Origin of the sequence: Nonomuraea sp. CA-218870, from assembly GCF_050936535.1 — a bacterium.
GTDB classification, from domain to species: Bacteria; Actinomycetota; Actinomycetes; order Streptosporangiales; family Streptosporangiaceae; genus Nonomuraea; species Nonomuraea corallina.
Window position 1 is genome coordinate 5,518,071 of sequence record NZ_JBNJMN010000001.1, and the last position, 26,874, is coordinate 5,544,944.

Here is a 26,874-nt window from a genome sequence, read left to right on the forward strand (position 1 = left end):
GTTAGTCATCATTAACGTAACCGTCTAGCATGATGTGACTGTGACGACTGCCCCGACATCTACCCGCCCTCGCGGCAACAGGCGTGCGGAGATCCTGGAGGCGGCCGCGCGGCTGTTCGCCGCGCGCGGCTTCCACGGTGTGTCGATCGAGGACATCGGCGGCGCCGTGGGCGTCTCGGGACCGGCGCTCTACCGCCACTTCAGCGGCAAGGAAGCCCTGCTGGCGGAGCTGCTGCTGGACATCAGCTCGCGGCTGCGCGAGTCGGCGGTCGCGGTCGTCACGGCCTCCGCCGCGCCGGACGAGATCCTCGACGCGCTGCTCGACGCGCAGATCACCTTCGCCCTGGAGCAGCCGGCGCTGATCACCGTGCACGATCGCGAGCTGGGCAACGTGCCGGAGCCCGAGCGGCGCCAGATCCGGCGGCTGCAGCGGCTGTACGTCGAGGAGTGGGTGACGGTGCTGGCCGAGCTGCACCCGTCGTGCCCGGCGGCCCGGCTGCGGGCCGCCACGCACGCGGTCTTCGGCCTGCTGAACTCGACCCCCCACAGCGCGGGCGAGCTGTCCCCCGCCGCGATGCGCCCGCTGCTGCACGCCATGGCGCGGGCGGCTCTCACGTCCGCCGTTAGCGAGCACTAACAAAGAGGAGACCCGCGAAAATCCCGTTGCCGTGCCAACTATCTAGATATATCGTCAGAACATCTCGATAGTTGGAGGACGAGATGCGTGATCCCCACCCCTGGCCCGGCCATCCGCCGCCGCTGCGTCCACCGATGCCCCCTCCACCGTCTCCTCCGCCGCGTCCACCCGGGCCTCCCGGCATGGAGACCCCGCCGCGCGTGCGGCGCGGAGACGTCCGGGCGGCACTGCTTCTGCTGCTCGGCGAGGAGGCCAGGAACGGCTACCAGATGATCCAGGACATCGAGGCGCGCAGCCGCTGCGTCTGGCGGCCCAGCCCCGGCTCCGTCTACCCGGCGCTCCAGCAGCTGGAGGACGAGGGCCTGGTCATCGGCGAGGACGGCGGCGGCAGCCGCTCCTACCGCCTCACCGAACGGGGCCGTGAGGAGGCCGCGCGCCTGCGCGACGCCCCCGCGCCGTGGGACGAGGTGGCCAGCACCGTGCCGGAGGATCGGCACGAGCTGCGCCTGCTGTGGGGGCAGCTCGGCGAGGCCTTCGTCCACCTCACCAGGACGGCCAACGACCACCAGGTCGCCGAGGCCAAGAAACTACTCAGGCGGACACGCCAGTCCGTGTTCCGGATCCTTGCGGAGGACTAGATGAGCGAGGACGCGGCCGTCGTCGTGAGACGGCTGAGCAAGACGTACGGGAAGGTCGAAGCCGTCAAGGGCGTCGACCTCGAGGTGTCGCCCGGCGAGGTCTTCGGCTTCCTCGGCCCGAACGGCGCCGGCAAGACCACCACGATCAGCATGCTCTGCACCCTCGTCAACCCCACCGGCGGCACCGCCACCGTCGCCGGCCACGACGTGGTCGAGGAGCGCGACGAGGTGCGCAGGAACATCGGCCTGGTCTTCCAGGACCCCACCCTCGACGGCTACCTGACCGCCGAGCAGAACCTGCGCTTCCACGCCGAGCTCTACGGGGTGCCCAAGGACGTGGTGCACGAGCGGATCAAGCGGGTCATGGAGATGGTGGCGCTCTGGGACCGCAAGGACGCCAAGGTGATGACGTTCTCCGGCGGCATGAAGCGCCGATTGGAGATCGCCCGCGGGCTGCTGCACTCGCCGCGGGTGCTGTTCCTGGACGAGCCGACCGTCGGGCTCGACCCGCAGACCCGCTCGGCCATCTGGGGCTACATCAACGAGCTGCGGGTCAGCGAGGACATCACGATCTTCATGACCACCCACTACATGGACGAGGCCGAGTACTGCGACCGGATCGCGATCATCGACCACGGGGAGATCGTGGTGATCGACTCTCCCGAGCGGCTCAAGGCCAGCGTCGGCAAGGACCGGGTGCAGATCCACACCCGCGACGACGACGCCGCCATCAAGGCCCTGCGTGAGCGGTTCGGGCTGGAGGCGGCGGTGCACGAGGGAGCGGTGACGTTCGCCGTGGCCTCCGGCGAGGAGTTCGTGCCCCGGCTGTTCTCCGAGCTGGGCATGCCGATCACGTCGGTGAGCGTGTCGCGGCCTTCGCTCGACGACGTTTTCATGAACTACACCGGCTCCACGATCCGCGACGCCGAGTCCGGCGACGACCAGATGGCCTTCATGCGCGCGATGGCGAGGCGATGACCGATGACGACACAGGCTGTCCGCGTCCATGTGCCCGCCCGCGGCACCGCACACGACCTGCGGGCCGTCAAGGTGGTGCTGCACCGTGAGATGCTGCGCTTCCTCAACGACCGCACCCGCATGCTGTCGATGCTGCTGCAGCCGGTGCTGTGGCTGTTCGTCATGGGCACCGGCCTCGGGTCCCTGGTCCAGGCGTCGATTCCCGGCGTCGACTTCCGCACCTTCATGTACCCCGGCATGATCTCCATGACGGTCATCATGACCGGCATGTTCTCGGCCGGGTCCATCGTGTGGGACCGCGAGTTCGGGTTCCTGCGCGAGATGCTGGTGGCGCCGGTGTCCCGGTCCGCCATCGTCGTGGGCAAATGCCTCGGCGGCGCGATCGTGGCCACCGGCCAGGGCGTCGTCATCCTGGCCATGGCGGGGCTGGTGGGGGTGCCGTACTCCCCCACGCTGATGCTCACGCTGCTGGCGGAGATGTTCCTCGCGGCCTTCACCGTCACCGCCTTCGGGGTGATGCTGGCGGCGCGGATGAAGAACATGCAGTCGTTCTTCGGGTTGATGCAGATGGCGATCATGCCGATGCTGTTCCTGTCGGGCGCCATGTTCCCGCTGGCCAACCTGCCGTCGTGGCTCCACGTCCTGACGGTGGTCAACCCGATGACGTACGCGGTCGACCCGATGCGCCAGGCCGTCTTCTCCCACCTGGACGTGCCGCCGGAGGTGAACGCGACGCTGAACCCGGGGGTGCAGTGGTTCGGCTGGCAGGTGCCGGTGCCGGTGGAACTGGGGCTGGTGGCGGCGCTCGGGCTGGTGCTGCTGGCAGTGGGCGTCGCCCAGTTCAGACGCGCCGACTGACGGGAACTCCGGCTTCTTCGGCCTGTTCGAAGGAAACCCGGGGTCACGGAGGGTAAGTTCTCAGATCTGAGGAGTTACCCCCCGTGGAAAGGAAAGACCCTTGTTGGATCTGCAGACGCGCGTCGACGACCACGAGGCCAGGATCGCGGCCCTTGAGGTCCGTAGTATGAGCGGCGTGCCAGACACGAGCATCGCCGAACGGTTCACCACCCTGCACGACCGCCTCGACCTCGTCAGCGGGAACGTCCTCAACAAGATCGACGAGCGGTTCACCACCCTCGGCCACCGCATGGACGGGCTCGACCAGCGGATGGACGGGCTCGAACTGCGCATGGACGGGCTCGAGCGTCGCATGGACGGGCTCGACCAGCGGATGGACGGGCTCGAGCGTCGCATGGACGGGCTCGACCAGCGCATGGACGGACTCCAGCAGGACGTGAACGTCCTCAAGGAAGACGTCAGCGGCCTGAAGAAGGACGTCAGCGGGCTCAAGGAGGATGTGAGCGGCCTCAAGGAAGACGTGAGCGGGCTCAAGAAGGACGTCAGCGGGCTCAAGGAAGACGTCGCCGAGCTCAAGCACGGCATGGGCGACATCAAGGCGATGCTCGTCAGCCTCGGCGCCACGGCTCCCGGCAGCCGGGTCAACTGACGACGGCATGAGGCCCGGGGCACCGCACGGGTGTCCCGGGCCTCATGGGGTGACGGTCAGCGCCTCACGCGGACGTAGTCGGAGCGGCTGGTGTCGCCGTTCGTCTCGTCGTCGCCGGCGTAGACGAAGCGCCAGTGACCGGAGGTCCAGGCGCGGGCCTTGGCGTACGCCCGGCCGTCGTCGTCGGTGGTGACGGAGGTCACGAGCCTGTACTCGTCAGACCGCTTGGCCTTGAAGTACAGGTCCACCTTGCCCTCGTACCCTTCCCAGGTCCCGTCGTCGTCGACCTGGAGCAGGGCGCGGAACTTCAGGTACCGGCCGCGCTCGGCCGGCTCGGGGTAGGCGTTGAAGCCGATGACGCGGGTGTCGGCCTTGGTGACCGGTTCGGTGACCCGCACGAAGTCGGGGCCGCTGACCGAGCCCTTGATCCGGCGGTCCCCGTCGTACACCGCGCGCCACCAGCCGCTCTGCTCGGCGGTGGCGGAGGCGTAGAAGCGGCCGTGCCGGCTGGTGCGGTCACCGGTGACGTTCTGCCACTGGCGCGAGGTGATCGGCCTGAACTGGATGGCCACCCGCTCGCCGCGCAGGCCGTGCTCGCCCTCGGCGGTCAGGGCGCCCTTGAAGCGGAGCCTGTCGCCCTTGGTGACGGGTTCGGGTGTGGCGTCGAAGCCGGTGATCGCGGAGGTGCGGGCGCGGTAGCGGACGCTGACTCCGTCGCCGTCGCTCACCGACGCCTTGGCCTCGGCGTTGCCGCCGAACTCGGCCCGCCATTCGCCGCTGCGCCACGGCCGCACGGCGGCGGAGAACCAGCCGTTGCGGCTGGTCTTCGTCGTGGTGACCTTGCGGAAGTCGTCGGAGCCCCGGGACCTGAAGGCGATCGCGACCTCCTGGCCGCCGTAGCCCTGGTCACTGGCCCGGAGCTGGCCCGAGAGCCTGACCCGGTCGCCCTTGGTGATCCGGTCGGGGTTGGCGTCGAATCGCACGATCTTGGTTTCGAGCGCCTTCTTGACGTCGAACGTGCCCTTCACGGGCTCGCCGGCCTTGTCGCCCTTGGAGGCGGTGACGGTGTAGTTCCACTTGCCGACGGTGCCGACCGCGTGCTCGAGCGTGAAGGTGTCTTTCCCGGCGGGCTTGGCGGCGACGACCGGCTGGGTGCTGACCCCCGGCGGGGTGATGACCATGCCGGCCTTGTCGGCGTCCTTCGTGGTGATCGTGAAGGTCACCTTGACGCTGTCGCCGAAGAGCACGACCGGGGATGCCGGGTTCATCGTCACCTTGGTGACGGTCGGCACGGGAGGTGCCTGGACCTGGGCGGAGGCGGGCGGCGCGAGGACCAGCGCCCCGGCGCCCACGGCTAACGCGATGACGGTCGTACGGATGCGTTGTAACGACATTCGGGTTCCTTTCTGGATCCCCCCAGCAGTTTCAACGCGGCTGTGAGGGTGCCACGTGTAACCCCAGTAGACGGGGCGGAGCAGGCAGAAGTTCACAGTTCTGACAAGCCGTTATATATCCATGTCAAAAGGACCGATCCAACGGATGCGGCCGACACTCGGAGACGAGAGGCGGGCGCACCGGCCATAATCGCTCTGTGGCGCGCGACACGGTTGAGACTCATTTCATCCAGGCAGTAGAGAAACTTCAGACAGGCCCGGCCCGGGATCCCGGCGCTCCGGTGCGCGAGGGCACCTCCCTGACCGGGGAACGGTGCAAAACGCTCTATCTGCGCCAGCTCGACAGCCGGTTGCTCGACATCGCCGCCCGCTGGCTGCGCGAGCGGGACGAGGGCTTCTACACGATCGGCTCGGCCGGTCACGAGGGCAACGCGGCCGTGGCCGCCGCGCTGCGCCCCGACGACCCCGCGCTGCTCCACTACCGCTCCGGCGCGTTCTACCTGACCCGGTCCGAGCAGGCCGGGCGGCTGCCCGAGCAGGGTCTCAGGGACGTGCTCATGGGCCTGGCCGCGGCGGCCGAGGAGCCGATCGCGGGCGGGCGGCACAAGGTGTTCGGCCATCCCGAGCTGGCCGTCATCCCGCAGACGTCCACGATCGCCAGCCACCTGCCGCGGGCGGTGGGGGTGGCGTTCGCCATCGAGCGGGCGCGGGCGCTGGGCACCGCCGTCCGCTGGCCCGGCGACGCGATCGCGGTGTGCAGCTTCGGCGACGCCTCGCTCAACCACGCCTCCGCGCTCTCGGGTTTCAACACCGCCTCCTACGCCACCTACCAGGGGCAGCGGATGCCGATCCTGTTCGTGTGCGAGGACAACGGCATCGGCATCAGCGTCAAGTCCCCCAAGGGCTGGGTGGAGGCGGCCGCCAGACGGCCCGGCATCGAGTACTTCGCGGCCGACGGCAGCGACCTGGCGTCGGCGTACGACACCGCCCTGCGCGCGGTGGAGCACGTCCGCGCCCACCGCTCCCCCGCGTTCCTGCATCTGTCGACCGTGCGGCTGATGGGCCACGCCGGCTCCGACGTCGAGTCCGCGTACCGCACCCAGCGCGAGCTGCGCGCCGACCTGGCGCGCGACCCGCTGCCGCACACCGCGCGGCTGCTCATCGAGGCGGGCCTGATCACGCCGGAGGAGCTGCTCAGGCGGTACGAGCTCGCGCGCGAGCACGTGCTGCGGATCGCGCTGGAGACCACCCGGCTGCCCCGGCTCACCTCGGCGCGGGCCATCATGGAGCCGATCGCGCCGCGTGACGCCGGCCTGATCGCCAAGATCAGCCCGGTGGCGGCGCCGGGCGCGGTGCGCGAGCGGGCGTTCGCCGGCGCGCTGCCGGAGGCGGAGAAGCCGCTGACGCTCTCCCAGGCGATCAACCGTACGCTCGCCGACGCGCTGGCGGTCTACCCGGAGATGATGGTCTTCGGGGAGGACGTCGCCAAGAAGGGGGGCGTCTACGGCGTCACCCGCGGCCTGCAGAAGCGGTTCGGCCCCGCCCGGGTGTTCGACACCCACCTGGACGAGCAGGCGATCCTCGGGCTGGCCCTGGGCGCGGGCGTGTCCAGGCTGCTGCCGGTGCCGGAGATCCAGTATCTGGCCTACCTGCACAACGCGATCGACCAGATCAGGGGTGAGGCGGCCACGCTGTCGTTCTTCTCCCAGGGGGCCTACCCGAACCCGATGGTGGTGCGGATCGCCGGGTACGCCTACCAGAAGGGGTTCGGCGGCCACTTCCACAACGACAACGCCATCGGGGCGCTGCGCGACATCCCCGGGCTGGTCATCGCCTCCCCGTCACGGCCCGACGACGCCGCCGCCATGCTCCGCACGTGCCTGGCGGCGGCCCGCGCGCAGGGGTCGGTGTGCGTGTTCCTGGAGCCGATCGCGCTCTACCACACCAGGGACCTGTTCGAGGCGGGCGACGGAGGCTGGCTGGCACCGTACGCGCCGCCGGCGCGCTGGGCGGAGACGCACGTGCCGATCGGCGCCGCCCGCTCCTACGGCGACGGCCGTGACCTGACGATCGTGACGTTCGGCAACGGGGTGCGGATGAGCCTGCGCGCGGCGGTGCGGCTGACCCAGGAGGGCCACAGCTGCCGGGTGCTCGACCTGCGGTGGCTGGCGCCGCTGCCGGTGGACGACCTGCTGCGCGCGGCCGAGCTGACCGGCAAGGTGCTGATCGCGGACGAGACCCGCCACTCGGGCGGCGTGTCCGAAGGCGTCATGGCCGAGCTGCTGGACGCCGGGTTCCAGGGTCAGGTGGCAAGGGTGACCTCGGCCGACAGCTTCGTCCCGCTGGGCGGGGCGGCCGACCGCGTGCTGCTGTCGGAGGACGAGATCGAGCAGGCGGCCCGCAAGCTGCTCGCCTGACGCGGCGCTGCGGCGCTAGAGCCAGCCGCGCCGCTTGAAGACGACATAGAGGACGGCGCACACCCCGGCCATGAGGAGGAGCGCCAACGGGTAGCCCAGGGCCCAGTGGGTCTCCGGCATGTGGTCGAAGTTCATCCCGTAGATGCCGCCCACCACGGTCGGCGCGAACAGGATGGCCGCCCAGGCGGAGATCTTCTTGACCTCCTCGCCCTGCTGGATGCTGACCTCGGTCATCCTGGCCATCTCGGCGTTCTGGGCCTGGGTGACGAGGGTGGAGTTGACCACCAGGATGTCCTGGAGCTGCTGGCGGAAGGAGGCCACCCGCTCGTTGACGGTGATGGCGTGGTCGGCCACGTCGCCCAGGTAGCTCTGCAGTTCCTCGTCGACCCCGTACTTGTCGGCGCCGGCGATGAACCCGTCGATCAGCCGCACCAGCGGCGCGGTGGCGCGCTGGAACTCGATCACCTCGCGCGACAGCTCGTAGACGCGGCGGGACACGGCCGGGTCGCCGCCGAAGACCTGGACCTCGATCTCCTCGATGTCCTCCTGCAGCCCTTTCACGACGGGCGCGTAGCCGTCGACCACCGCGTCCAGGATCGCGTAGAGGACCGCCTGCGGGCCCTTGCGCAGCAGGCCGGGCTCGGACTCCATGCGCCTGCGCACCACCTGCAGGTCGGGCGCCTCGGAGTGGCGGACGGTGAGGACGAAGTCGGGGCCGACGAACACGTGCAGTTCGCCGAAGGTCACCTCCTCGGCCTCGTCCACGTACGTGGCCGCGCGCAGCACCACGAAGAGGGTGTCGCCGTAGCGGTCGGCCTTGGGCCGCTGGGAGCCGACGATGGCGTCCTCGACGGCCAGTTCGTGCAGCTCGAACTCCTCGGCGAGCTTGACCAGCTCCCACTCCTTGGGGCGGTACAGGCCGATCCAGGCGAGCGTGCCGGGCTTGTCCTTGAGGCACTGGAAGGCGTCGGCCAGCGATCCGGGGTTGTCGATCGGCCGGCCGTCCAGGTAGACGGTGTTGTTGATGACCGTCGGGAGGTAGGCCGACCGGTCGTCGCTGGGCCGGGGGTCCATCGACTGCTCGGGGGCCGGCTCGCGGGTCGCTCCGCCGCGCCGGCGCCCTCTCACCCTCGCCATGTCACCTCCTTGAGTCACCTCCGCTAGGTCGCGAAGTTGTCGAGCTCCCGCAGGGCCCGCTCGCGGATCGTCTGCCGCCACATCGGCGTCCACCCGAACAGCAGCCCGTGCGGCCGGCCCAGCGCCATCTTGGACCACCGCTTGAAGTCGAACTCCTCGTGGTGGCGGACGATCAGGTCGTCCTCGAACCGGAACAGCGCCTGGATGTCGTTGACCACCTCCCGGCCCGTCCTGGGCATGCGGTAGCGGGCGGTCCAGCGGGCGGCTCCGGAGAAGTGGTCCGCCGTGGCCCCGTGGAACTCGGCCTTCAGCCCGTCGCCCATGCTGAGCTGGAGCCGCCACATCGCCATCACCCTGTCGCGGCCCTCCAGCTCCAGGAAGACCGGGTCGCCGAAGCTGACCTCGGGGTGGTAGCAGCGTTCCATGGCCGTCAGGTCAGCACGGCCAAGAGCCTCGTAGAAGGCGCTGATCAGCGCCACGTGCCGATCGTTCATCTCGCTATCGAATCATGGTCAGGCCGTTGCTCCAGCACACGGCCCGCAACCAGTCGTCGCCGAGATCGAGCCGGTCCAGCGCGTGCAGCTGATGAGCGTACGGGTGGGGGATGGTCGGGAAATCACTGCCGAGAACCACTTTCCCCGCCAGGCCAAGTTCACGCAAAGCCGGACGAAGTCTCGCGGGAAACGGCATGCCGGCCTCGGCGAAGTCGGTGAAGGCCATCGTGGTGTCCAGCGCCACCCGCTCGTGACGCTCGGCCAGCGCGAAGAACGGGTCGTACTCCGGCATGCCGAGGTGGGCGATGACCAGGCGCAGCCGGGGGTGCCTGCGCAGCACCTCGCCGATCGGCCCGGCGCCGACGAACCCGCCGGGCACGGGCACCGAGCTGGCGTGCACCACCACCGGCAGGCCGGTCTCGGCCAGCAGCCCCCAGACGCCGTCCAGCTCGGGCAGGCGCGGGTCGAAGCCGCCCACCTGGAGGTGCACCTTGAAGATCTTGACCCCCTGGTCCACCGCCTGCCGGACGTACGCGGGAGCGCCGGGCTCGGGATAGAACGTGGCCGAGGGCAGGCAGCCGGGCGTGCGCCCGGCGAAGTCGAGCGTCCAGGCGTTGAGGTCGGCCGCCATGTCCGGCCTGTGCGCGTACGCGAGCGCGGGGAAGGCCGTCACCCCCAGCTCCCGCAGCCGGGTGACCCGCTCCGCGACCGGCCACTCGTACGCGATCGTCCAGCCGGCCCCCATGAGCGGGCCGCCGTGGTGGAAGTGGTGCCAGACCCGGCGCTCCATCCGCTCGGGCAGGAAGTGCACGTGCAGATCCACCAGTCCGGGCAGCCCGAGCGCCGCCCACCAGGCACGCACCCCATCGTCAGAATGAAGTTCTGTCGCCACGGCCGTGACTTTACCCGGATAGGGTCTGTTCTCGATGGACAAGCTCTGGGCTCAGCTGATCGCGGCGCAACCCGAACCCGACCCCTGGGTCGTGCTGGTCTCCGCGCTGGCCGCGCTGGCGGTCGTCACCCTCACCGTGCCCTGGCAGCTGTCCAGAGGACTGATCACGATCGCCCACGAGGGCGGCCACGCGGTCATGGCGCTGCTCACCCGGCGCAAGCTGGAGGGCATCCGGCTGCACTCCGACACCTCGGGCGTGACGCTGACCAGGGGCAGGCCCAACGGCCCCGGCATGGTGCTGACCGCGCTGGCGGGCTACATGGCTCCGCCGCTGCTCGGGCTGGCGGCCGCCTGGCTGACCGACCAGGGCCGCATCACGCTGCTGATCTGGGGAATGCTGCTCTTCCTCGTGTGCATGCTGCTGCTGATCCGCAACCTGTACGGGGCGCTCATCCTGCTGGCGTCGGGCGGCGCGGTGTTCGCGCTGTCGATGTACGCGCCCGACGAGGTGCAGCAGGTGGTGGCGTTCGTGGTGGTGTGGTTCCTGCTGTTCGGCGGCGTCCGGCCGATCCTGGAGCTGCAGCGCAAGCGGCGCAGGCGGCAGGCGCGCGACTCCGACGCCGACCAGCTGGCCCGGCTGACGATCCTGCCGGGCGGGTTCTACGTGTTCTTCTTCCTGCTGGTGGCGGGGGCCTCGGTGGTCGGGGCCGCCTACCTGATGAATCCGTTCGCGTAGGGCCGGGTCAGGCCACGTCCCGGGTGGACAGCTCGAACGGCCCGGTGTCGATCCCCCAGCTGCGGATGCGGCGCGCGCGGATGCGGATCCAGGCCGGGTCGAACGGCATGTTCGCGCCGATGCGCAGGCCCAGTTCGGCGCCGCCCGTGGTGTGCGTCTCCGCCCGGCCGCGGATCTCGATGCCGCGCGGCGTCCACGGGTCGACGGAGGCCAGGTCGTCCACGATGAACGCCACGTCGGGATGCCGCTGCGCGTCGCGGAACTTCTTGCTCTCCGACATGCCGGTGCCCTCGTGACCGCCGATCACGACGCAGCCGGCCTCTGGGTCGTAGAAGACGCCCACGGTGACCAGGTGCGGCCGCCCGCCGGGGCCGACGGTGGCGAGGCGGCCAAGCAACTGGCCGTTCAGGTAGGCGATCTCGTTGGTCGTCATGCTCATGCGCCCCAGTCTGGGGCTCGCGCCCCCGCGCAGGGAGGCCGTGTCATGACCGGCCCTGCCGGGGCCACCCTCAGCCCCTCAGGCGGGGAAGCGCCGGCCGGTCGCACGCGCGCCACGCGGCCCCGGCTGCCGAGGTCACCGGAGCGACCTGTCGCCGAGGTCGGCAACGGCGGCGGCCTCGCGGCCCCGCTCGAACCCCTCCTCGTCGTAGTGGTAGGAGCGGCCCGGCCGGGTGTCCCAGCGCTCGAACTCCGCGCGCACCGCCGCCTCGCGCCCTGCCAGCACCAGCTCCCCGGGGCCGCCCGCGACGTCGTCGGCCACCTCCCCGACCCGGGCCCGCATCTTGTCGGCCAGGCCGCGGCCGTAGCCCCGGTAGAAGCCCCGCTGGAACAGCGCCCGCTTGCGGCGCAGCCACTGGGCGGGGAGGCCCGGGCTATCGGCCCGCTCGGCCCGCCAGGCCATGCCGAACCGCACCTCCATCTGGATCAGCACCGACGGCAGCAGGATCTTCAGCGACTCCAGCACCTCTGCCGGCCCGGCGATCCGTACGTGCGACACCCGGTCGCGACGGCGCTGTCCCTCCTGGCAGCCCATGCAGCCGAGCGCGCTGATCACCATCCAGACGGCCTCGGCCCGCTCGATGTGATGCCCGCCGCTGGTGTCGATCGGCAGCCGCCAGGTGTCCACGCGGCTCGGGCCGTCCCGGCGCACCGTGTCGGCGTCCAGCCCCATCCGGTAGAGGATCTTGGCCGCCAGCGCCGCCGCGCTCTGGGCCTCCTCGCGGTCGGAGCCCTTGCCCTCGGCGATGTCCAGCAGCGCCCGCACCTGTTCGACGCCCCAGGTCTTCCGCTCCCCCATGACGCCCCACCCTCTCAGACGGTACGGGCGAGCGGATCCCGTCCACCGCCCGTTCCCCGCCGTGTGTGGTCGGGGAATGTCGGTCGGAGGCCGTACCTTAGTGCGCGTGCCCGAGCAGCCCCTGACCCTCGACGCCGCGCTCAGCGATGAGGCGGTGCTGTCGACCTACCGCCGGATGTTCGCGGCGCTGGCCCGCGACAGCGGGGCGGTGGTCGACGATCCCGTGCTGGTCGACATCGCCGAGACCCTGTTCGCCGCGTTCGCGGAGGCGGGCGAGGAGTGGCTGACGCACGAGCAGATGCGCCTGGCCTGCGGCGCCTATCCCGCCGACCAGTTCGACAACCGGCTGCGGGTGCTCAAAGGGCTGGGCGCGATCCGCGAGGTGTTCCCCAAGCCCAACCAGCTGCGCTACCGCGCGTCGTTCACCAGCGTGGTCGGCCTCATGTTCATCCGGCGGATGATGGACGACGGCGGCCAGTCGGAGATGCACCGGCTGCTCGCCCTGGAGGACCTCAACGTCGCCGACCCGCGCACGACGATGGAGGAGGCCCGGCAGAGCGGCGTCAACCTGTCGCGGGCGTTCCGGCTGTGGGCGCTGGAGCTGATCACCCTCACCACCGGCACCATCGAGGAGCTGCGCGAGCAGGCGCCCAAGCTGTGGGGCACCGAGGAGATCGCCCGCCGCGCGCAGAGCCTGCACGGCACGATCCTGACCCGCTGGCCCGAGCTCGACCGGGTCTGCACCGACCTGCGCGCGGCGATCTACGCCTACAGCGACGCCTCCCGCCGCGCCGCCGGCCGGCTGGCCGACTCGGCGGGCACCACCCGCAACCTGACGCTGCTGCCGGCCGAGACGTGGCGCACGTTCGCGCAGACTGCGTCGAAGGAGCGGCTGGCGGCGGTGCTCGACGGGTTCGTGTTCGACGCCCCCGCGCCGTGGCACGATCCGGCGGCCGTCGCCCGCGCCGTCGACGAGGCGCCGCGGCCCGCGCCCGCCCAGCCCACTCCCCCGCGCTCCACCCTGCCCGATCCCGGCCCGTCCGGCTCGCTCGGCGACGCGCCGGAGGCCGCCGTCGAGCGCCTGCGGGAGCTGGCCGAATCCTTGCTGGGCGAGTCGTCGCGGGTGGCGCTGGCCGACGTGCTCGGTTCCGACTGGATCACCGCCCGCCGGGTGCTCGCCGACCTGACGACCGTCGACCTGCGGCCGGAGCTGCCCTACCGGCTGGCCTGGTCCGGCGGGCTGACGATCGACCCGTCCCGCGAGCCGTCCTGGCTCTCCCACGGCCGCCTGGAGCGCACCCCGTGACCGCCGATCCGGCCGCCCACGCGCGGGCGCGCGCCCAGGGCCCGCTGCGGCTGGGGCCCGGCGCCCCCGCCCCCGCGGGCATGACCAGGCTGAGCCGCCCCGACTCCACGGGGCTGGCGCTGCCGGTGTGGCCCGACGGGGTGACGCCGTCGCTGCTGGACGAGCACCAGGTGGCGCCCATGCCGGTGGAGCGGTCCGGCGAGACGCGGCGGGTGCTGGCGGCGGTACTCAAGTGCTGCTGGGCCGACCCGTCGGCCGACCCGTGGCCGGGTGAGCCCGCGCCGCTGGAGCGGGTCCTCGACACCTACCGCGCGCTGATCGGCCGCACCGACGACCTCATGCGCAACTGGGCGATCGGGGCGCTGCGCCGGCTGCACGACTCGTCGTGGGCGGTGCTGGCCGACGGCATCGTCTCGCTCGGCCCCCGGTGCGCGCTGTGGCCGGTGGAGTCCCACGCGGTGCTGAAGGACCTGGTGCGCCGCATCCCCGACCCGGAGCGCCGCGCCCTGCCGGTGGTCCCCGACGCCGGCCTGGTCACCCCCGGCGCGGGTCCGGACACCGGTTCGCCGGAGGCCGCCGGGCCCGATCCGGCCGCGGGGAGCCGGGCGGAGCCGGGAGCGCCCGAGTTCGACGACCTGCTGAGTGTCTACGACGAGCGCCGCAGGGCCGAGCTGGTGTCCGCCTTCATGGTGGTGGAGCACGCCGCCGAGCCCGTGCAGGAGGCGCGGTTCGCCGCGTTGCGCGACCCGGCGCTGCGGCGCACCCTCACCGAGATGCTCGCCCGTCGCGGCCGCACGCTCGTCCAGCAGCGCGAGCGGTGGATCTCGGGCTACGCCGACGAGCTCGTCCGCGACCGGCCGCCGGGAGGCGGGCCGGGCGAGAGCGAGCGGGCCGTGCTGACCCTGGTGCTGGTGCATTCGGTGGCCATCCCGCGCGCCGAGGGCCTGCTGCCGGAGGACTCCTGGCTGTCGCCCCACCCGACCCCGGCCGACGAGCTGCGCCGCCACACCCAGCTCCCGATCGGCGAGCTGGAGTCGGCGCTTCGGGTGCTGCGTCATGCCGGGCTGGTGACGCAGGTCAAGGCGGGCGAGGAGGCGGGCGGCTACGTCCCCGGCCCGCAGTTCCATCGCCTCACGCCGGAGGCGCGCAGGCGGTTGCAGGAGGAGCTCATCCTGGCGGCGGGCCCCGACACGCCCCTGGCGGCGGCCGTCCGCGCCCGCCGGGCGGCCCGGTGACCGCGGATGTGCCGGGCCTCGTGACAGTGGTGGAGGCGGGGAAGCGGTGAACGCCGTGGTGCGGTGGCCGGTGGAAGGACGACGGGGGTAACGGTGGCGCAGGTGGAGAACATCGTCGGGGATCGGGTGCTGATCGCCGTGCAGGCGGTCAACATCTCACGGCTGTCCACCCATCCGGTGCCCGTCGTGCCCGGCACGCTGATCGTCGTGGCGGGGGCCGGGCCCAAGGACTCCAACGGCGCCGGCAAGTCGTCGTTCATCGCGTCGATCACGGCGCTGCTCGGTGACGAACAGTGGCGGTTCGCCTCGGGCGCCAAAGCGGTGTCCGAGCTGCTGTTCAACGCGGAGCTGGCCAGCGGCGCCGGGGCGCGCCAGTGGGCGAGCGCCGGCCACGGCTACATCGTCGGCGTGTTCGCCCCCGCGTCCGGCGGCGGGAGCCTCGACGCCTACGCGGTCGACCCGGGCGACGACGACGGCGAGCTGTTCGGGGTGGCCGGAAGGCCCGACGCGCCGCTGACCGTCTGGCTGCGGGTCAACCAGGAGGCGCCCCACCTGGAGATCCGCTGGCGGGAGGGCGTGCGGCTGGCGGCCGCGACGTCGGAGGCCGAACGGGTGGCGCGGGCCGACGAGATCTGGGCGTCGCTGCCCCGGTCAGCCGGGCGGCGTGACGTGGTGGCGCGCGACCTCACCAAGGTCCTCTACGGCGACCGCGTGCGGTGCGTGTCCTTCCTGTCGACGAGCGTGCGCAGCAAGGTGGCCACCAACCTGCTGTCCCAGCCGCTGAACGAGATCTCCCCTGAGCGGGTGTTCGAGGCGATCGCGGCGCTGACCGGGCTGGACGCCGAGCTGGAGCAGGAGCGGGAGGCGCGGCGCGACGAGCACGCCAAGCGGGTGCGGGCCGCGCAGGCGGCGGAGCGGCTGGCGGAGTTCGAGGCCGAGTCGCGGTCGCTGCTGGCCACGTTCGACCGGCGCGACCAGGCCAGGGTGCGGCTGGCCGGGGCGCTGCGGTGCTGGCAGGGGCGGCAGGCGCGCAAGCTGGCCGACGCGGCGGCCAGGGACGACGCGCTCGCCGCCGAGCTGGTGCGGCACCGCGCGGCGGGCGAGACGGCGGCCGAGGCCATCGACGCCGTCCGGGCGGAGCTCGCCACGCTCAAGGACGACACCCTCGACCGGCGCGTCACCGAGGCGCGCAAGGAGCTGGCCGCGCTCCAGGCCAGGGCGGCCAAGCTCGACGCCGACCGGGCGGTCGCGGAGAACTCCGCCGACGAGCTGCGCGGCCGGATTCCGGCGCTGGAGGAGGCGCGCCGGTTCGCCGACGGGCGCGACGTGCCCACGGCCGAAGGCGAGCTGCGCGCGTCCCGGCTGCGGCTCAACGAGGCGCTCAAGGCGCTGGGCGTGGCCGACCAGGAGGCGGCCTCGGCCCGTGCCGCCCTGGACGACGCGGAGGGCGGCCCGGCCGCCGCCCAGCTCGACGCCCTCGCCGCGGCGGGCGTCCCCGCGTCCGGCCTGCTCGACGCGCTCGACGTCGCCGAACAGGCCCGCGATCACGCGTCGAGCATCCGCCGGCAGCCCGCCACGGCAACCCCCGGCGACGCACCGGCCGGTGAGACCCACGAAACGGGCGAGGCCGGGTCCGGTGAGTCCGGCGGGTCCCTTAGGTCCGGTGAGTCCGATGAGTCCGGCGGGTCTCTTGTGTCCGGCGGGTCTCTTGCGTCCGGGGCCGGGGAGGGCCTCGGGGGTGGCGCGGGGGCCGGGCTGACGTTGGACGAGCTGCGCAACTGGCCCGGCGAACACGCGGTGATCGTCGACGCCGGCCACCTGGCGCAGGCGGCGGAGGCGCTGCGCGCGCTGCCCGGGTCCGTGCTGGTCAGCGCCGCAGGGGTGAGCGTGGTCGGGGCCTTCGACGGGGTGGCGACCGGCCGGGAGGCCCGGATCAAGGCCGCCGAGCAGCGCCTGAACCGCGCCCTGGACGCGCAGGACGCCGCCGCCCAGGTCGTGCGCGAGGCCGAGGAGACGGTGACGCTGGCCCAGCGCAGACTCGACGGCGCCAAGGCCGGGGTGCGGCTGGAGGAGCTGGAGGGCCGGCTGACCGGGCAACGTGCCCGGCTCGCCGAGCTGGTCGCCGCCCTGGAGGAGCTGGCCCCCCGGGTGGCGGAGGCCGAGCGGGAGACCGCCGCGCTCGACTTCCGGGCCCGTACCAGGGACATGGAGATCGAGCGGCTGGAGGGCCGGCGCCGGCAGCTCGACGGCGAGCGGGCGCGCGCCCGCGAGCAGGAGACGCGGGTCAGCGCCGAGCGGGAGGCGCTGAAACTCGGCGCGCTGGCCGCCGAATGGGGCGGCACCGCCGAGTCGGCCGTCGAGTGGCTGCGCGAACTGCCCGAGGAGGAGCGCCCGCGCACCGCCGACGAGTGGTGGCGGGTCGCGGAACGCCTGCTCGACCAGGCCCTGCGCGACACCTTCCCGGAGGAGGACGCGGAGGTGCCGGAGGAGCTGCGGTTCCTGCTGGCGGAGCGGGGCGGCAGCGCGGCTCGGGAGCAGGCGACGTTCGCGGGCGTGTGCGGCGCGCTCGCCTCCTACCTGCGCGGGCAGGAGGAGTACGAGAAGCATCAGCGCAGGCAGATCGAGGCGCAGCTGGTGTCCCGGCAGCGTGACCTGGCGGCGGCCGACAAGGGCGCGGAGGAGGCGGCGCAGTCGACGGCGGTGCACCGCGCGGCGCTCACGGCCGCGATCAGGGTCAGGCTGGAGCGGGTGGCCGAGGAGTTCGAGAAGCTCGACGTCGCGTACGGGGGCTACGGGGCGACGCTGGAGTTCCCGGTGCCGCCCGCGCCGGCCGACCCGGAGCAGCGCTGGCAGTGGCGGGTGACGCCGAAGTGGCGGCGCGGCGAGGGCCAGGGCTTCGTGCCCTACAACCGGCGGGCCAACACGGCGCTGATGGACGAGAAGGCGGTCAAGCTGGTGTGCGCGGCGGCCATCGCCTCGTCCGGCGGCGGCCACCTGTGTCTCGTGCTCGACGAGCTGGGCCGCAACCTGGGCAAGGAGCACCGCCGGGAGGCGGTGGCGCTGTTCCGGCGGATCGGCGAGACCTACGGCATCACGGTGATCGGGGCGCTGCAGGACGACATGGAGCCGTACGCGATCGACGCCTGCGGCCAGTACGTCAAGCTGCGCCGTTCGTCGGACGCGATGCCCTACAACGAGCCCCCGGTGATCGTCGGCCACGACCACCACGCCGACCGGGTCAGGGCGCTCGCGGCCTATGTCGACAGGACCGGCGAGCCGGACTGACTTCTCGGCGCCCATGACCGACCGACCGCCCGCCGGGTGACGTCGGAGGGCCTCAGGCGCCGTGGACCGGAGGACGAGGAGCGGAGTCTCGTCGTGGCGGCCTGGGTGGCGAGGACTGAAGGGAAGGTCAGCCGGCCGGTGGCCCGGGGATCGGGGGGCCGGTGTAGGAGGCACGGAGTCTGAGGAGGGAGTCGCGCGCGTACTCCTCCATGGCGTGGGCCAGCCAGCCGGCGGTCCGGGCGACGGCGAAGACGGCCTCGCCCGCGCCGGGGGTCAGGCCGGCGACGGCGGCGAGGGTGGCGAGGGCGAAGTCGATGTTGGGCTCGGGCAGGCGACGCCGGCGTACCTCGGCCAGGACGGCGCGGGCGGCGGCGAGCCGATCGTGGTCCGGGGCGGCCTGCGCCACCAGGTCGAGGAGCATGGTGGCGCGGGCGTCGCCGTTCTTGTAGACGCTGTGGCCGAAGCCGGGGATGCGCCGGCCGCGCCGGATCCAGTCGGCGATGACGCGGGGCGCGTCCGAGGGCCGGGCGACCTCGGCGAGGAGGTGTTCGGCGGCGTAGGAGGCGCCGCCGTGCAGGGGGCCGCTCAGCACGCCGAGGCCGGTGAGCACGACGGCGTACGGGTCGGCCCTGGCGGAGGCGGCGACCCGGGCGGCCAGCGTGGAGGCGGCCAGCTCGTGGTCGGCGAGCAGCACGAGCGCGGCTTCCAGGGCGTGGAGCAGCGCCGGGCTCTGGGGGTGCGGTGACAGGCGGGTCCAGAGCCGTCCGGCGATCGGGCCGGCGCGCTCAGGCTCAGGGGACGATGCCAGTGCCGGGAGTGCGTCGACCAGGCCCGCGATGAGGCGGCGGCCGGTGGCGGCGACGGATACCGGGTCGAGCTGGACGCGGAGCAGGTCGGCGGCGCCGAGGACGGTGACGATGACCTGGAGGCGGTCGAGCGGGAGGATCGGCTCGGGAAGGCCGCGCTGGGCGACGACGGCGGCGTGGACGGCCTCGGCGTCGGCCTCCCAGGGGACGGCGGCCCTCGCCTCCTGCCGGGAGGCGTCGGCGTCCCGGCCGGAGGAGTCCGTCAGACGCCCGGTGGCGTGGTCCGGGGTCCAGAGCCGTTCGGCCGTGGTCTCGAAGGTGGCGGCGCGTGCCAGGGCGAGGGCGTCGTGGCCGCGGTAGTAGGGCCGGTCCAGGCCCAGGGCGGTGATGGCCGACTCGATCACCAGCTCCGGCGGCCGGCCGCGCGGTCTGCCGCGCCGGGCCAGGGTCTCGATCTCGGCGGCGTCGAAGAGGCTGCGGCGGCCCTCGTGGCGCCGTTTGAGCACGCCGCGGCTCACGTACGCGTACAGGGTGGCCGGTTTGACGCCCAGCCGGTCGGCGGCCGCGGCCGCGTCGATCCACTCCACACACGCCTCCATATTGACGAAAATCAATATTGATACATATTGAGGGCCCGTGTCAACGTTGTCCTATGCCCAACGTTCACTTCCTTGACGTGACCAACCGGGACGGCGTGCAGACCGCGCGCACCGGCCTGTCGAAGTTCGGCAAGACCATGGTCAACTTCTATCTGGCCAAGCTCGGCGTGGCGCAGTCCGAGATCGGCTTCCCGTTCCTGTTCCACGAGGTCCCTTACGTACGGGCGCAGGTGGCGCTGGCCGAGGCGGGGGCGTTCGGCGGGTTGCGGCTGTCCGGGTGGTGCCGGGGCGTGGCGGAGGACGTGGAGAAGGCGGCGCCGCTCGGCCTCAGGCACTACAACCTGTCGATCTCCACCAGCGACTACATGATCCAGAACAAGTTCCGCGGCCGGCTCGACAGGGCCGCGATCATCCGCGAGATGACCGCCGCGGTGCGCGCCGCCAAGGCGGCCGGCGCGTGGACCGTGGGGGTGAACGCCGAGGACGGGTCGCGGACCGACGACGGGTTCCTGCTGGAGTTCGCGCTGGCGGCGAAGGAGGCGGGCGCCGACCGCGTCCGCTACTGCGACACGATCGGCGGCGACACACCCGACCGGATCAGGGAGCGGTTCGCCAAGCTGGCCTCGGCCGTGGCGCTGCCGATCGAGACGCACTGCCACAACGACCTCGGCATGGCCGTGGCCAACTCGGTGTCGGGCGCGCTCGGCGACCTCGACGCGGGCCAGGACGCGTGGATCAACACGTGCGTGAACGGCGTCGGCGAGCGTTCCGGCAACGCCGACCTGCTGTCGACGATCCTGGCGTTCCGGCACGGTTTCGGGCTGGACGCGGAGATCGGCGACGAGCTGGATCTGACGTGGGCCAGGAGGTTCGGCCTGTGGGCGGCCTACGCCTTCGGCCGGCCTCTCCCGTACCACCAGGTCGGGGTGGGACGGAACGCGTTCGCGCACGAGAGCGGCATCCACGCCGACGGCGCGCTGAAGGACCACGGCACCTACGAGCTGTACGACGAGACGACGCTGGGCCCGTTCCCGGAGGACTGGCACGCGCGGGACGGCCGGGTGGTGCTGACGGGCGAGTACGGCGGGAAGGCCGGTTTCCGGCACGTGATGGACGGGCTCGGCGTCGAGGTGACGGACGAGGAGCTGACCTTCAAGCTGGTGCAGCTCTGCAACGCGATGACGGGCAGACCGCTCACCGACGACGAGCTGCGCCTGATCGCGGCCTACCCGCGCGAGCTGTCCCCGCTCTTCCCCGGCCTGTCGTGACGGGTCAGGACACGGGGACGTCCTTCACCTCGCCCAGGCCGGCCGCCTCCAGCGTGACGGACGTGACGTCGTCGGCGGGCGCCGGGTAGTACGCGTACGAGCGGTTGACCTCGCCCTTGTCCAGGGCGAACACGGAGTTCTCGACGAACTCGGCGTGCATCCGGAGCGGGTGGTAGCGCGCCTCGGTCTCCGGATCCACCAGGATGAACGCCCCGTAATCGGACGCGGCCGAGAATGTATGGGCGAACCCCTTGAACGGCTCAGGGATCGGGATGTGGTGATCCTCCACCGACGCCACGTCGAACACCGCCACCACATAGGCGCCGTCACGGTAGAAGGGGTGGACGTCCACCCGCAGCCGGCCACCCCCGGAGCGCGGCCGATCCAGCGAGCCGACGACCGGCCCCGCGTCGGCCCGGTAGGGGGCGGGCCGGCGGGTGGAGCCCCTGACGTCCGTCGCCGTCCCCGTGGTGACCGTCGTGTCCGGCCGATCCCGTCTGATCGTGTACGAGATCTCGACCCGCCGGTTGCGGGCCCGGCCCTCGGGGTCGTCGCCGCCGTCCCGCTTCTCGTTCCTGGCGATCGGCTCGTCCTCGCCCCTGCCTTCGGCCTCGTACGTGTAGCCATCGCCCAGCTTGGCCGCCAGGTAGTCGCGGACGGCCTCGGCCCGTTCGACCGACAGCCGCTGGTTGTACGTGCCGCTGCCCTTGCTGTCGGTGTGCCCTTCGATGAGGACGGGCGGCTTGTCCGGGTCGGCGCGCTCGCGGGTCTCCGTGACGGCCTCGTCCAGGATGGCCGTGGCCTTGTCCGACAGCGTCGCCTTGTCGAAGGCGAACAGCACATCGGCGCGGAGCGCCACAGCGGCGGGAAGTACACCTCGACCGGATAGCGCACGCCCGGCTGGAAATCCTCCGGGTACCCGTCACCGTGGCGGGTGCCGAAGGCCCGTTCCCCGGACTTCTCCCGCAGCGTGAAGTACATCTTCCCGCCGACGGGGTCGAGCAGCCGTAACCTGCCGAAGGTGACGCTCTGTCCGGGCAGCCCGTCGTACCCGAAATCGCCGGGCGTCCTGGTGTCCCCGGTGGTCGAGATCTCCATCCTCAGCACGGTCAGGTCCTCGTGCCGTTCGACCGCACGGACATCCCGTCACCTCCCGTTCGGCGGTATTCGCCGGGTCGAGCCCATCGCGGGAACGCGGCCTAGCCGGCGGTCGCGGTCAGGGTGGAGCCGGTGCGGGTCTTGGTCACCTTGAGCTGGGCGGGGATGCGGGAGCGCAGCTCGGCCACGTGGCTGACGATGCCCACCGCCCGGCCGCCGTCGCGCAGCCCGTCGAGGATGTCGAGGACGCCGTCGAGCGTGTCCTCGTCCAGGGTGCCGAATCCCTCGTCGACGAAGAGCGTGCCGATCTCCGCGCCGCCGGCCTCCGCCGTCACCACGTCGGCCAGGCCGAGGGCCAGGGCCAGCGAGGTGATGAAGCTCTCGCCGCCGGACAGGGTGGCGGGGTCGCGCTCGATCCCGGTCCACCCGTCGAACACCCGCAGCCCGAGCCCGCCGCCGGAGCGCGCCCGGGACCCGGCGGTCTTGGCCAGGTCGTGGCGGAGCAGGTAGCGGCCGCCGGACATGTGGTCGAGCCGGTCGTTGGCGGCGTCCACCACCTGGCGCAGCCGCTCGCCGAGCACGTAGGAGGACAGGCTCATGCTCCACTGGTTGTCGGCGGAGGTGCCGGCGGCCAGCGCCGCCATTCGTTCGGCGAGCTTGTGCCGCTCGGCGGCGGGCCGCCAGCGGGCCACGCATCCGGCCAGCTCGTCGCGCAGCTCGGCCAGCCGGGCCGCCCTGGCCGCGGCCCGGTCGCGGGCGGAGGCCAGGGCGGTGCGGACGCGTTCGGCCTCGTCGCGCCCGGCGCCGAGCCCCGCCAGGTCCTGAGCGGGCTCGGCCGCCGCCGCGATCAGCTCGGGGTCCTCCAGGACGGCGGTGACGGCGGCGAGCTGGTCGTCGAGCCTGCGCAGCGTCTCGCTCTTGCTCTCCAGCTCGGCGGCGCCCCTGGCGGCCGCCGCGGCGTCGCCCGGGTCGGCGAACCCGGCCTCACGCGCCGCCGCCTGGGCCGCCTGGTCGGCCGTGATCCGCTCGTGCTCGGCGGCCACGGCCGCCCGGGTCGCCTCCAGCGCCTCCCGCAGCAGCTCCGCCTCGTCGTTGAGCCTGGTCAGGCGGGCCGTGATCGTGGGGTCGTCGCCGCGTGCCTGGTCCAGCCTGGCGCCCAGCCGCGCGGCGTCGGCGCTCAGCTCCTCCTGCCGGGTCCGGCCTGCGGCCAGCCGCGCCGCCAGCTGACGCGCCTCCTCCTGGAGCGCCTCCCTCTCACGCCCCCGCCGCGTCATGTCGTCGGCGAGCGCGGCCTCCTCCGCCGCCGCCTCACGCAGCCGGCCGAGCTCACCGTCCAGCAGGCGCAGCAGCTCCCGTACGTCCTCGGGACCGAGATCGCCCGCAGCCCGCGATCCTGAACCCCGGAACTCGGCTGCGGCCGGCCCCGCCGACTGCTCCGCCCCGGCGACGGTGAACGAGGGAGCGTCGTCCGCCTCGGAGATGGGCGCGCCGCCCGCGACCGCCGGGTGGTCAGGCCGTCCGCCGGTGGACGAGGTGCCCGCGACCGCCTCGAAGTCCAGCGCGGACGGGGTGCCCGCGGGAGTGTCTGAGTCCGGCCCGGACGGGGTGCCCGCGGGGGTGCCGGGCTGGGATTCGGTGGGTGGGAGGGCGTTCGTCCCGGTGAGGCGGGCGTGCAGGCGGGCGCGTTCGGACCGCAGGCGGGTGGTGTGCGCGCGGTGGCCGGCCAGGAGTTCGCCGAGTTCGCGGGCGCGGTCACGGACCCTGTCGCGCTCCCCCTCCACTCGTTCCAGCTCGGCCGCCAGCCCCGGCTCGCGGTCGGCCACCCCGTGGAGGCGGGCCAGGTCGCGCTCCGCCCGCGTCACCGCCGCCTCGGCGTCCTCGACGGAGGTGCCCGCCGTCGCGGCCAGCGCGTCGGCGTGGCGGGACTCCAAGGAGACCAGCGCGCGCTCGGCCGACTCGCGCTCGGCGACCGCCGTCTCGTGGGCGCGCTCGGCGGCCAGTTCGTCGTCCGCCGAGGGGGCGCTGGGCGCGGGAGCCGCCGGGTGCGGGTGGTGCTCGGAGCCGCAGACCGCGCACGGCCGGCCTTCGGCGAGGTCGCGGGCCAGTTCGGCGGCCATCCCGTCGATGCGCGCCTGACGGAGGTCGAGCCAGCGCTCGCGCAGGTTCTGGGCCCGGTCGACGACCTCCCGGCGTACGGCTCGGGCGCCGTCCAGCTCGGCGGCGAGCGCGTCGCGGCGGCGGGCGGCGTCGAGCGTCGCCCGGGCGGCGTCCAGCGCGGCGGCGGCGGCCGGGATGCGCGCCGCCTCCTCGCGTACCTCCGCCAGCCGGGCGGCGGCGTCGGCGACCCGTTCGGGAAGCTCCGCCTGCGCGGCGGCCACCTCGGCCTCCCGTTCGCTCAGCGCCTCCAGCCGCACGGCCAGCTCGGCGAGCTCCCGATCGGTCTCGATCAGAGCGGCGGCGGCCTCGCGTACGGTCTCGACGGCGGGGATGCGCGCGGCGGCGGCGCGCGCGGCGGCGAGCTTCCGCTCCGCCTCCTCGACGAGGGCGGGCAGGGCGGCCAGCCGTTCGCTCACCCGCTCGTCCTCGCGCGCCAGCGCGGCCAGGTCGTCGTCGGCCCGGCCGAGGTCGCGCCGCACGACGAGCAGCCTGGCCTCCCCGGTGAGCAGCTCGGACAGCCGGGCGGTCTCGCTCTGGCGTTCCCGTTCGAGGACGGTCAGCTGCTCGGGCGGCACCCATCCCGCCACGGGGACGGGCGGGGCCGTCTGGGGACCGGGCGGCGGCGTACGGTGAAGCAGGGGGTGGGCGCGGGCCAGGGCGTCGGCGGCGAGGGCGCGGGACTTGGCCGCGGCTTCGGCGCGCTGGCGGGCCGCGGCGATGAGCGGCACGACCGCGCCGGCGCGGTGGGCGTCGTCGAGGACGGCCTGGAGCTCGGCGCGTTCCTCGGCGCGTTCGTCGAGGGTGCGGCGGAGGGTCAGGGCCTCGGCGTGCCGGCGCTGCCGGTCGGCGAGGGCCGCCGCCCGGTCGAAGCGGGCGGTCGCGGCCCGCCAGGCCCGCTCGGCCGTCGCGTGGTCGTCGGCGGTGCGTGAGACGGCGGCCTCGGCCGCCCGCAGGAGCAGGCCGGCCCAGGACTCGGGATCGTCCTCAGGATCCGGCGGCGTCGCCGCACCACGACCGCCGTCACCCACCGGTGGGGCGGGGCGGGGCAGTTCGGCGCCGGAGGCTCGGGCGGAGTGAGACAGGCCGGGGTCCGAGGCGTGGGCCCCCACGGTGGGGCCGAGGAGGTCGGCGCCGGAGGCGCGGGCGCCCGCGACGGGGTGGAGGAGGCCGGGGTCCGAGGCGGGCGTGGGCGGGGCGGAGTGGAGGAGGTCGGGGCCGGCGGCTTCGGCGACGCGGTGGACGGCGTACTCGACCTGCTGGCGCAGGTCCTGCTGGGCCCGCCAGGACTGCTTGCGGTGCTCCGCCAGCCACGACTCGGCCTGGGTGAAGATCTTGACGGTGAACAGCCGTTCGAGGAGCTTGCGGCGCTCCAGCCCGTCGGCGCGCAGGAAGCGCGCGAAGTCGCCCTGCGGCAGCATCGCCACCTGGCAGAACTGGTCGGCGTTCATGCCCAGCAGCCCGCCCACGAGGTCGCCCGCCTCGTCGGCGCGGGTGGTCAGTCCCTGCCACCGGGAGTCGCGCCGCTCCTCGACGATGACCTTGGCCTTCTCCTCGGTGTAGCCGGTGCCGCGGAGCTTGGGCCGCTGCCAGGCCGGGGAGCGGTGGATGCGGAGTAAGCGGCCGCGGATGCTCACCTCGAGCGTGACGGACGGCCCGGCGGCGGGCGGGGCGTGGTCGCAGCGCAGGCTGCGGGCGCTGTTGCGCTGGCCGGGCACCTGCCCGTAGAGGGCGAAGCAGAGGGCGTCGAGGACGGTGGTCTTGCCCGCGCCCGTCGGCCCGTGGACGAGGAACAGGCCCGACTCGGTCAGCGCGTCGAAGTCGACCGTCTCGGTCCCGGGGAAGGAACCGAACGCGGTCAGTGTGAGGCGGTGCGGCCGCATCTACGCCATCGCCTCCTTCACCCGCGACTCCTCGATGGCCCGTCTCAGCAGGTCCTCCTCCTCACGGGTGGCCGGCTCGCCGCAGACCTCGCGGACGAAGTCGAGCGCGACCTCGGCCTCCGGCCGCCCGCTGAGCCGGGCCGGGGCGGGCGCGGCCCGTTCGCCTTCGGGCTCGAAGGACAGGGCCAGCGTGTGCGGGAAGCGGGCACGCAGCCTTTCCATGGCGGCGCGCGGCCGGACCGGGTCGGTGAGCACGACCTGCAGCCAGTGGTCCTCGACGCTCGCGTGGCGGGGGGAGGTGAGCAGGTCGTCGAGCCGGCCGGTGAGGCGGCCGACGGGGCGCGGCACCGGCGCCGGCACGAACTCCGCCCCGGAGCCGAGCGTCACCAGCCAAGATCCCTTGACCTGCCCGGCCTCGGAGAACGAGTAGGCCAGCGGGGAGCCGGAGTAGCGGACGGTCTCGGACATGCGCTGGCGGCCGTGGAGGTGGCCGAGCGCGACGTAGTCGACGCCGGCGAAGGCCGACAGCGGGACGTGCGCGATGCCGCCGACGCTGATGTCGCGCTCGCTGTCGCTGGCCGCTCCCCCGGTCACGAAGGCGTGCGCGAGCACCACCGCGTGGCGGTGGCGGGCGGCGTCGGCGCGGACGCGGTCCATGGCGTGGGTGAGGGCGGCGGCGTGGCTGCGCTCGGCCAGCTCCCACGGGCGGCGGACCAGCTCGGGCTCCAGGTAGGGGATGCCGTAGAAGGCGACCTCGTCGATCACCACGGGCTCCCACGCCCCGGCGGGGTCGGTGCGGAGGTGGACGCCCGACGCCTCGATCAGGGCGGCGCCGAAGCCGAGCCGGCGCGCGGAGTCGTGGTTGCCGCTGATCAGGATCGTGCGCGCGCCCGTCTCGCGCAGGCGGTGCAGCGCCTCGTTGCACAGCGCGACGGCGTCGACCGGCGGCAGCGCCCGGTCGTAGACGTCGCCGGCGACGAGCACGACGTCGACGCGCTCGGCCCGCACGGTCTCCACCAGGTGGTCGACGTACGCGGCCTGCGCGTCGAGTAGATTCTCGCGGTGGAACGAGCGGCCCAGGTGCCAGTCGGAGGTGTGCAGGATCCGCATTCG

General features: G+C 73.1%; 21 protein-coding genes. 11 read left to right on the forward strand and 10 right to left on the reverse strand.

Annotation, left to right across the window (positions count from 1 at the left end; all coding sequences use genetic code 11):
* Positions 1-40: 40 nt before the first annotated feature.
* From ACQEUU_RS26465 to ACQEUU_RS26485, 5 genes are all read left to right on the forward strand, one after another.
* The gene (locus tag ACQEUU_RS26465; protein ID WP_433070792.1) at positions 41-637 is read left to right on the forward strand and encodes an SACE_7040 family transcriptional regulator; all 597 of its coding nucleotides are present in this window, start codon (positions 41-43) and stop codon (positions 635-637) included.
* 200 nt (positions 638-837) lie between these two features.
* Positions 838-1,275 (forward strand): PadR family transcriptional regulator, encoded by a 438-nt coding sequence (locus ACQEUU_RS26470; RefSeq protein ID WP_433070795.1) that lies wholly within the window; start codon positions 838-840, stop codon positions 1,273-1,275.
* Positions 1,276-2,253, forward strand: a complete 978-nt coding sequence (locus ACQEUU_RS26475) for an ATP-binding cassette domain-containing protein (protein ID WP_433070796.1) — start codon at positions 1,276-1,278, stop codon at positions 2,251-2,253. It abuts the gene before it with no gap.
* Positions 2,254-2,256: 3 nt separating this feature from the next.
* A complete protein-coding gene (locus tag ACQEUU_RS26480) occupies positions 2,257-3,111 on the forward strand; it encodes an ABC transporter permease (protein ID WP_433070799.1) in 855 nt (284 codons plus the stop codon).
* Between the two features lie 100 nt (positions 3,112-3,211).
* Positions 3,212-3,760, forward strand: coding sequence for a hypothetical protein (locus ACQEUU_RS26485; RefSeq protein WP_433070802.1), 549 nt, complete (start codon positions 3,212-3,214; stop codon positions 3,758-3,760).
* A 56-nt stretch (positions 3,761-3,816) separates the two neighbouring features.
* Here ACQEUU_RS26485 and ACQEUU_RS26490 read toward each other — a convergent pair whose 3' ends face one another.
* Complete coding sequence (locus tag ACQEUU_RS26490; protein WP_433070805.1) at positions 3,817-5,154, reverse strand: hypothetical protein; 1,338 nt, start codon at positions 5,152-5,154, stop codon at positions 3,817-3,819.
* 281 nt (positions 5,155-5,435) lie between these two features.
* Between ACQEUU_RS26490 and ACQEUU_RS26495 the strand changes: the two genes are divergently transcribed.
* Positions 5,436-7,571 carry a thiamine pyrophosphate-dependent enzyme gene (locus ACQEUU_RS26495; protein ID WP_433070808.1) on the forward strand — a complete coding sequence of 712 codons (2,136 nt, stop codon included), beginning with the start codon at positions 5,436-5,438 and terminating at the stop codon, positions 7,569-7,571.
* A gap of 15 nt (positions 7,572-7,586) precedes the next feature.
* On the opposite strand, the gene ACQEUU_RS26500 is transcribed toward ACQEUU_RS26495, so the two are convergent.
* Genes ACQEUU_RS26500 through ACQEUU_RS26510 form a run of 3 tightly spaced genes read right to left on the reverse strand, consistent with a single transcriptional unit; the run spans position 7,587 to position 10,094 of the window.
* Entirely contained in the window at positions 7,587-8,708 is a 1,122-nt protein-coding gene (locus ACQEUU_RS26500) for a magnesium and cobalt transport protein CorA (protein ID WP_433070811.1), read from the reverse strand.
* 23 nt (positions 8,709-8,731) lie between these two features.
* Positions 8,732-9,202: a nuclear transport factor 2 family protein gene (locus ACQEUU_RS26505; protein WP_433070813.1), complete on the reverse strand. Its 471-nt coding sequence runs from the start codon at positions 9,200-9,202 to the stop codon at positions 8,732-8,734.
* A gap of 4 nt (positions 9,203-9,206) precedes the next feature.
* A complete protein-coding gene (locus tag ACQEUU_RS26510; RefSeq protein WP_433070816.1) occupies positions 9,207-10,094 on the reverse strand; it encodes an amidohydrolase family protein in 888 nt (295 codons plus the stop codon).
* 34 nt (positions 10,095-10,128) lie between these two features.
* Between ACQEUU_RS26510 and ACQEUU_RS26515 the strand changes: the two genes are divergently transcribed.
* The gene (locus ACQEUU_RS26515) at positions 10,129-10,830 is read left to right on the forward strand and encodes a M50 family metallopeptidase (RefSeq protein ID WP_433070818.1); all 702 of its coding nucleotides are present in this window, start codon (positions 10,129-10,131) and stop codon (positions 10,828-10,830) included.
* A 7-nt stretch (positions 10,831-10,837) separates the two neighbouring features.
* Here ACQEUU_RS26515 and ACQEUU_RS26520 read toward each other — a convergent pair whose 3' ends face one another.
* Both ACQEUU_RS26520 and ACQEUU_RS26525 read right to left on the reverse strand, forming a co-directional pair.
* Positions 10,838-11,269, reverse strand: a complete 432-nt coding sequence (locus ACQEUU_RS26520; RefSeq protein ID WP_433070821.1) for a PPOX class F420-dependent oxidoreductase — start codon at positions 11,267-11,269, stop codon at positions 10,838-10,840.
* Between the two features lie 135 nt (positions 11,270-11,404).
* Positions 11,405-12,127 (reverse strand): hypothetical protein, encoded by a 723-nt coding sequence (locus ACQEUU_RS26525; RefSeq protein ID WP_433070823.1) that lies wholly within the window; start codon positions 12,125-12,127, stop codon positions 11,405-11,407.
* A gap of 106 nt (positions 12,128-12,233) precedes the next feature.
* Between ACQEUU_RS26525 and ACQEUU_RS26530 the strand changes: the two genes are divergently transcribed.
* The 3 genes from ACQEUU_RS26530 to ACQEUU_RS26540 all read left to right on the forward strand — a co-directional run bounded on the left by ACQEUU_RS26530 (position 12,234) and on the right by ACQEUU_RS26540 (position 17,953).
* Positions 12,234-13,433 (forward strand): hypothetical protein, encoded by a 1,200-nt coding sequence (locus ACQEUU_RS26530; RefSeq protein ID WP_433070826.1) that lies wholly within the window; start codon positions 12,234-12,236, stop codon positions 13,431-13,433.
* On the forward strand, positions 13,430-14,668 hold the full coding sequence (locus tag ACQEUU_RS26535; RefSeq protein ID WP_433070828.1) for a helix-turn-helix domain-containing protein: 1,239 nt from the start codon (positions 13,430-13,432) through the stop codon (positions 14,666-14,668). Before ACQEUU_RS26530 ends, ACQEUU_RS26535 begins: the two co-directional genes overlap by 4 nt.
* Positions 14,669-14,770: 102 nt before the next feature.
* Entirely contained in the window at positions 14,771-17,953 is a 3,183-nt protein-coding gene (locus tag ACQEUU_RS26540; protein ID WP_433070831.1) for a chromosome partitioning protein ParA, read from the forward strand.
* Between the two features lie 127 nt (positions 17,954-18,080).
* Here ACQEUU_RS26540 and ACQEUU_RS26545 read toward each other — a convergent pair whose 3' ends face one another.
* Positions 18,081-19,346, reverse strand: coding sequence for a citrate synthase (locus ACQEUU_RS26545; RefSeq protein WP_433070834.1), 1,266 nt, complete (start codon positions 19,344-19,346; stop codon positions 18,081-18,083).
* A 65-nt stretch (positions 19,347-19,411) separates the two neighbouring features.
* Between ACQEUU_RS26545 and ACQEUU_RS26550 the strand changes: the two genes are divergently transcribed.
* A complete protein-coding gene (locus ACQEUU_RS26550) occupies positions 19,412-20,626 on the forward strand; it encodes a LeuA family protein (protein ID WP_433070837.1) in 1,215 nt (404 codons plus the stop codon).
* A gap of 4 nt (positions 20,627-20,630) precedes the next feature.
* On the opposite strand, the gene ACQEUU_RS26555 is transcribed toward ACQEUU_RS26550, so the two are convergent.
* The 3 genes from ACQEUU_RS26555 to ACQEUU_RS26565 form a co-directional block, all read right to left on the reverse strand.
* Positions 20,631-21,485 carry an OmpA family protein gene (locus tag ACQEUU_RS26555; protein ID WP_433070840.1) on the reverse strand — a complete coding sequence of 285 codons (855 nt, stop codon included), beginning with the start codon at positions 21,483-21,485 and terminating at the stop codon, positions 20,631-20,633.
* 340 nt (positions 21,486-21,825) lie between these two features.
* Positions 21,826-25,761 carry an AAA family ATPase gene (locus ACQEUU_RS26560; protein WP_433070843.1) on the reverse strand — a complete coding sequence of 1,312 codons (3,936 nt, stop codon included), beginning with the start codon at positions 25,759-25,761 and terminating at the stop codon, positions 21,826-21,828.
* Positions 25,762-26,871 (reverse strand): exonuclease SbcCD subunit D, encoded by a 1,110-nt coding sequence (locus ACQEUU_RS26565; protein ID WP_433070845.1) that lies wholly within the window; start codon positions 26,869-26,871, stop codon positions 25,762-25,764. It abuts the gene before it with no gap.
* Positions 26,872-26,874: the final 3 nt, after the last annotated feature.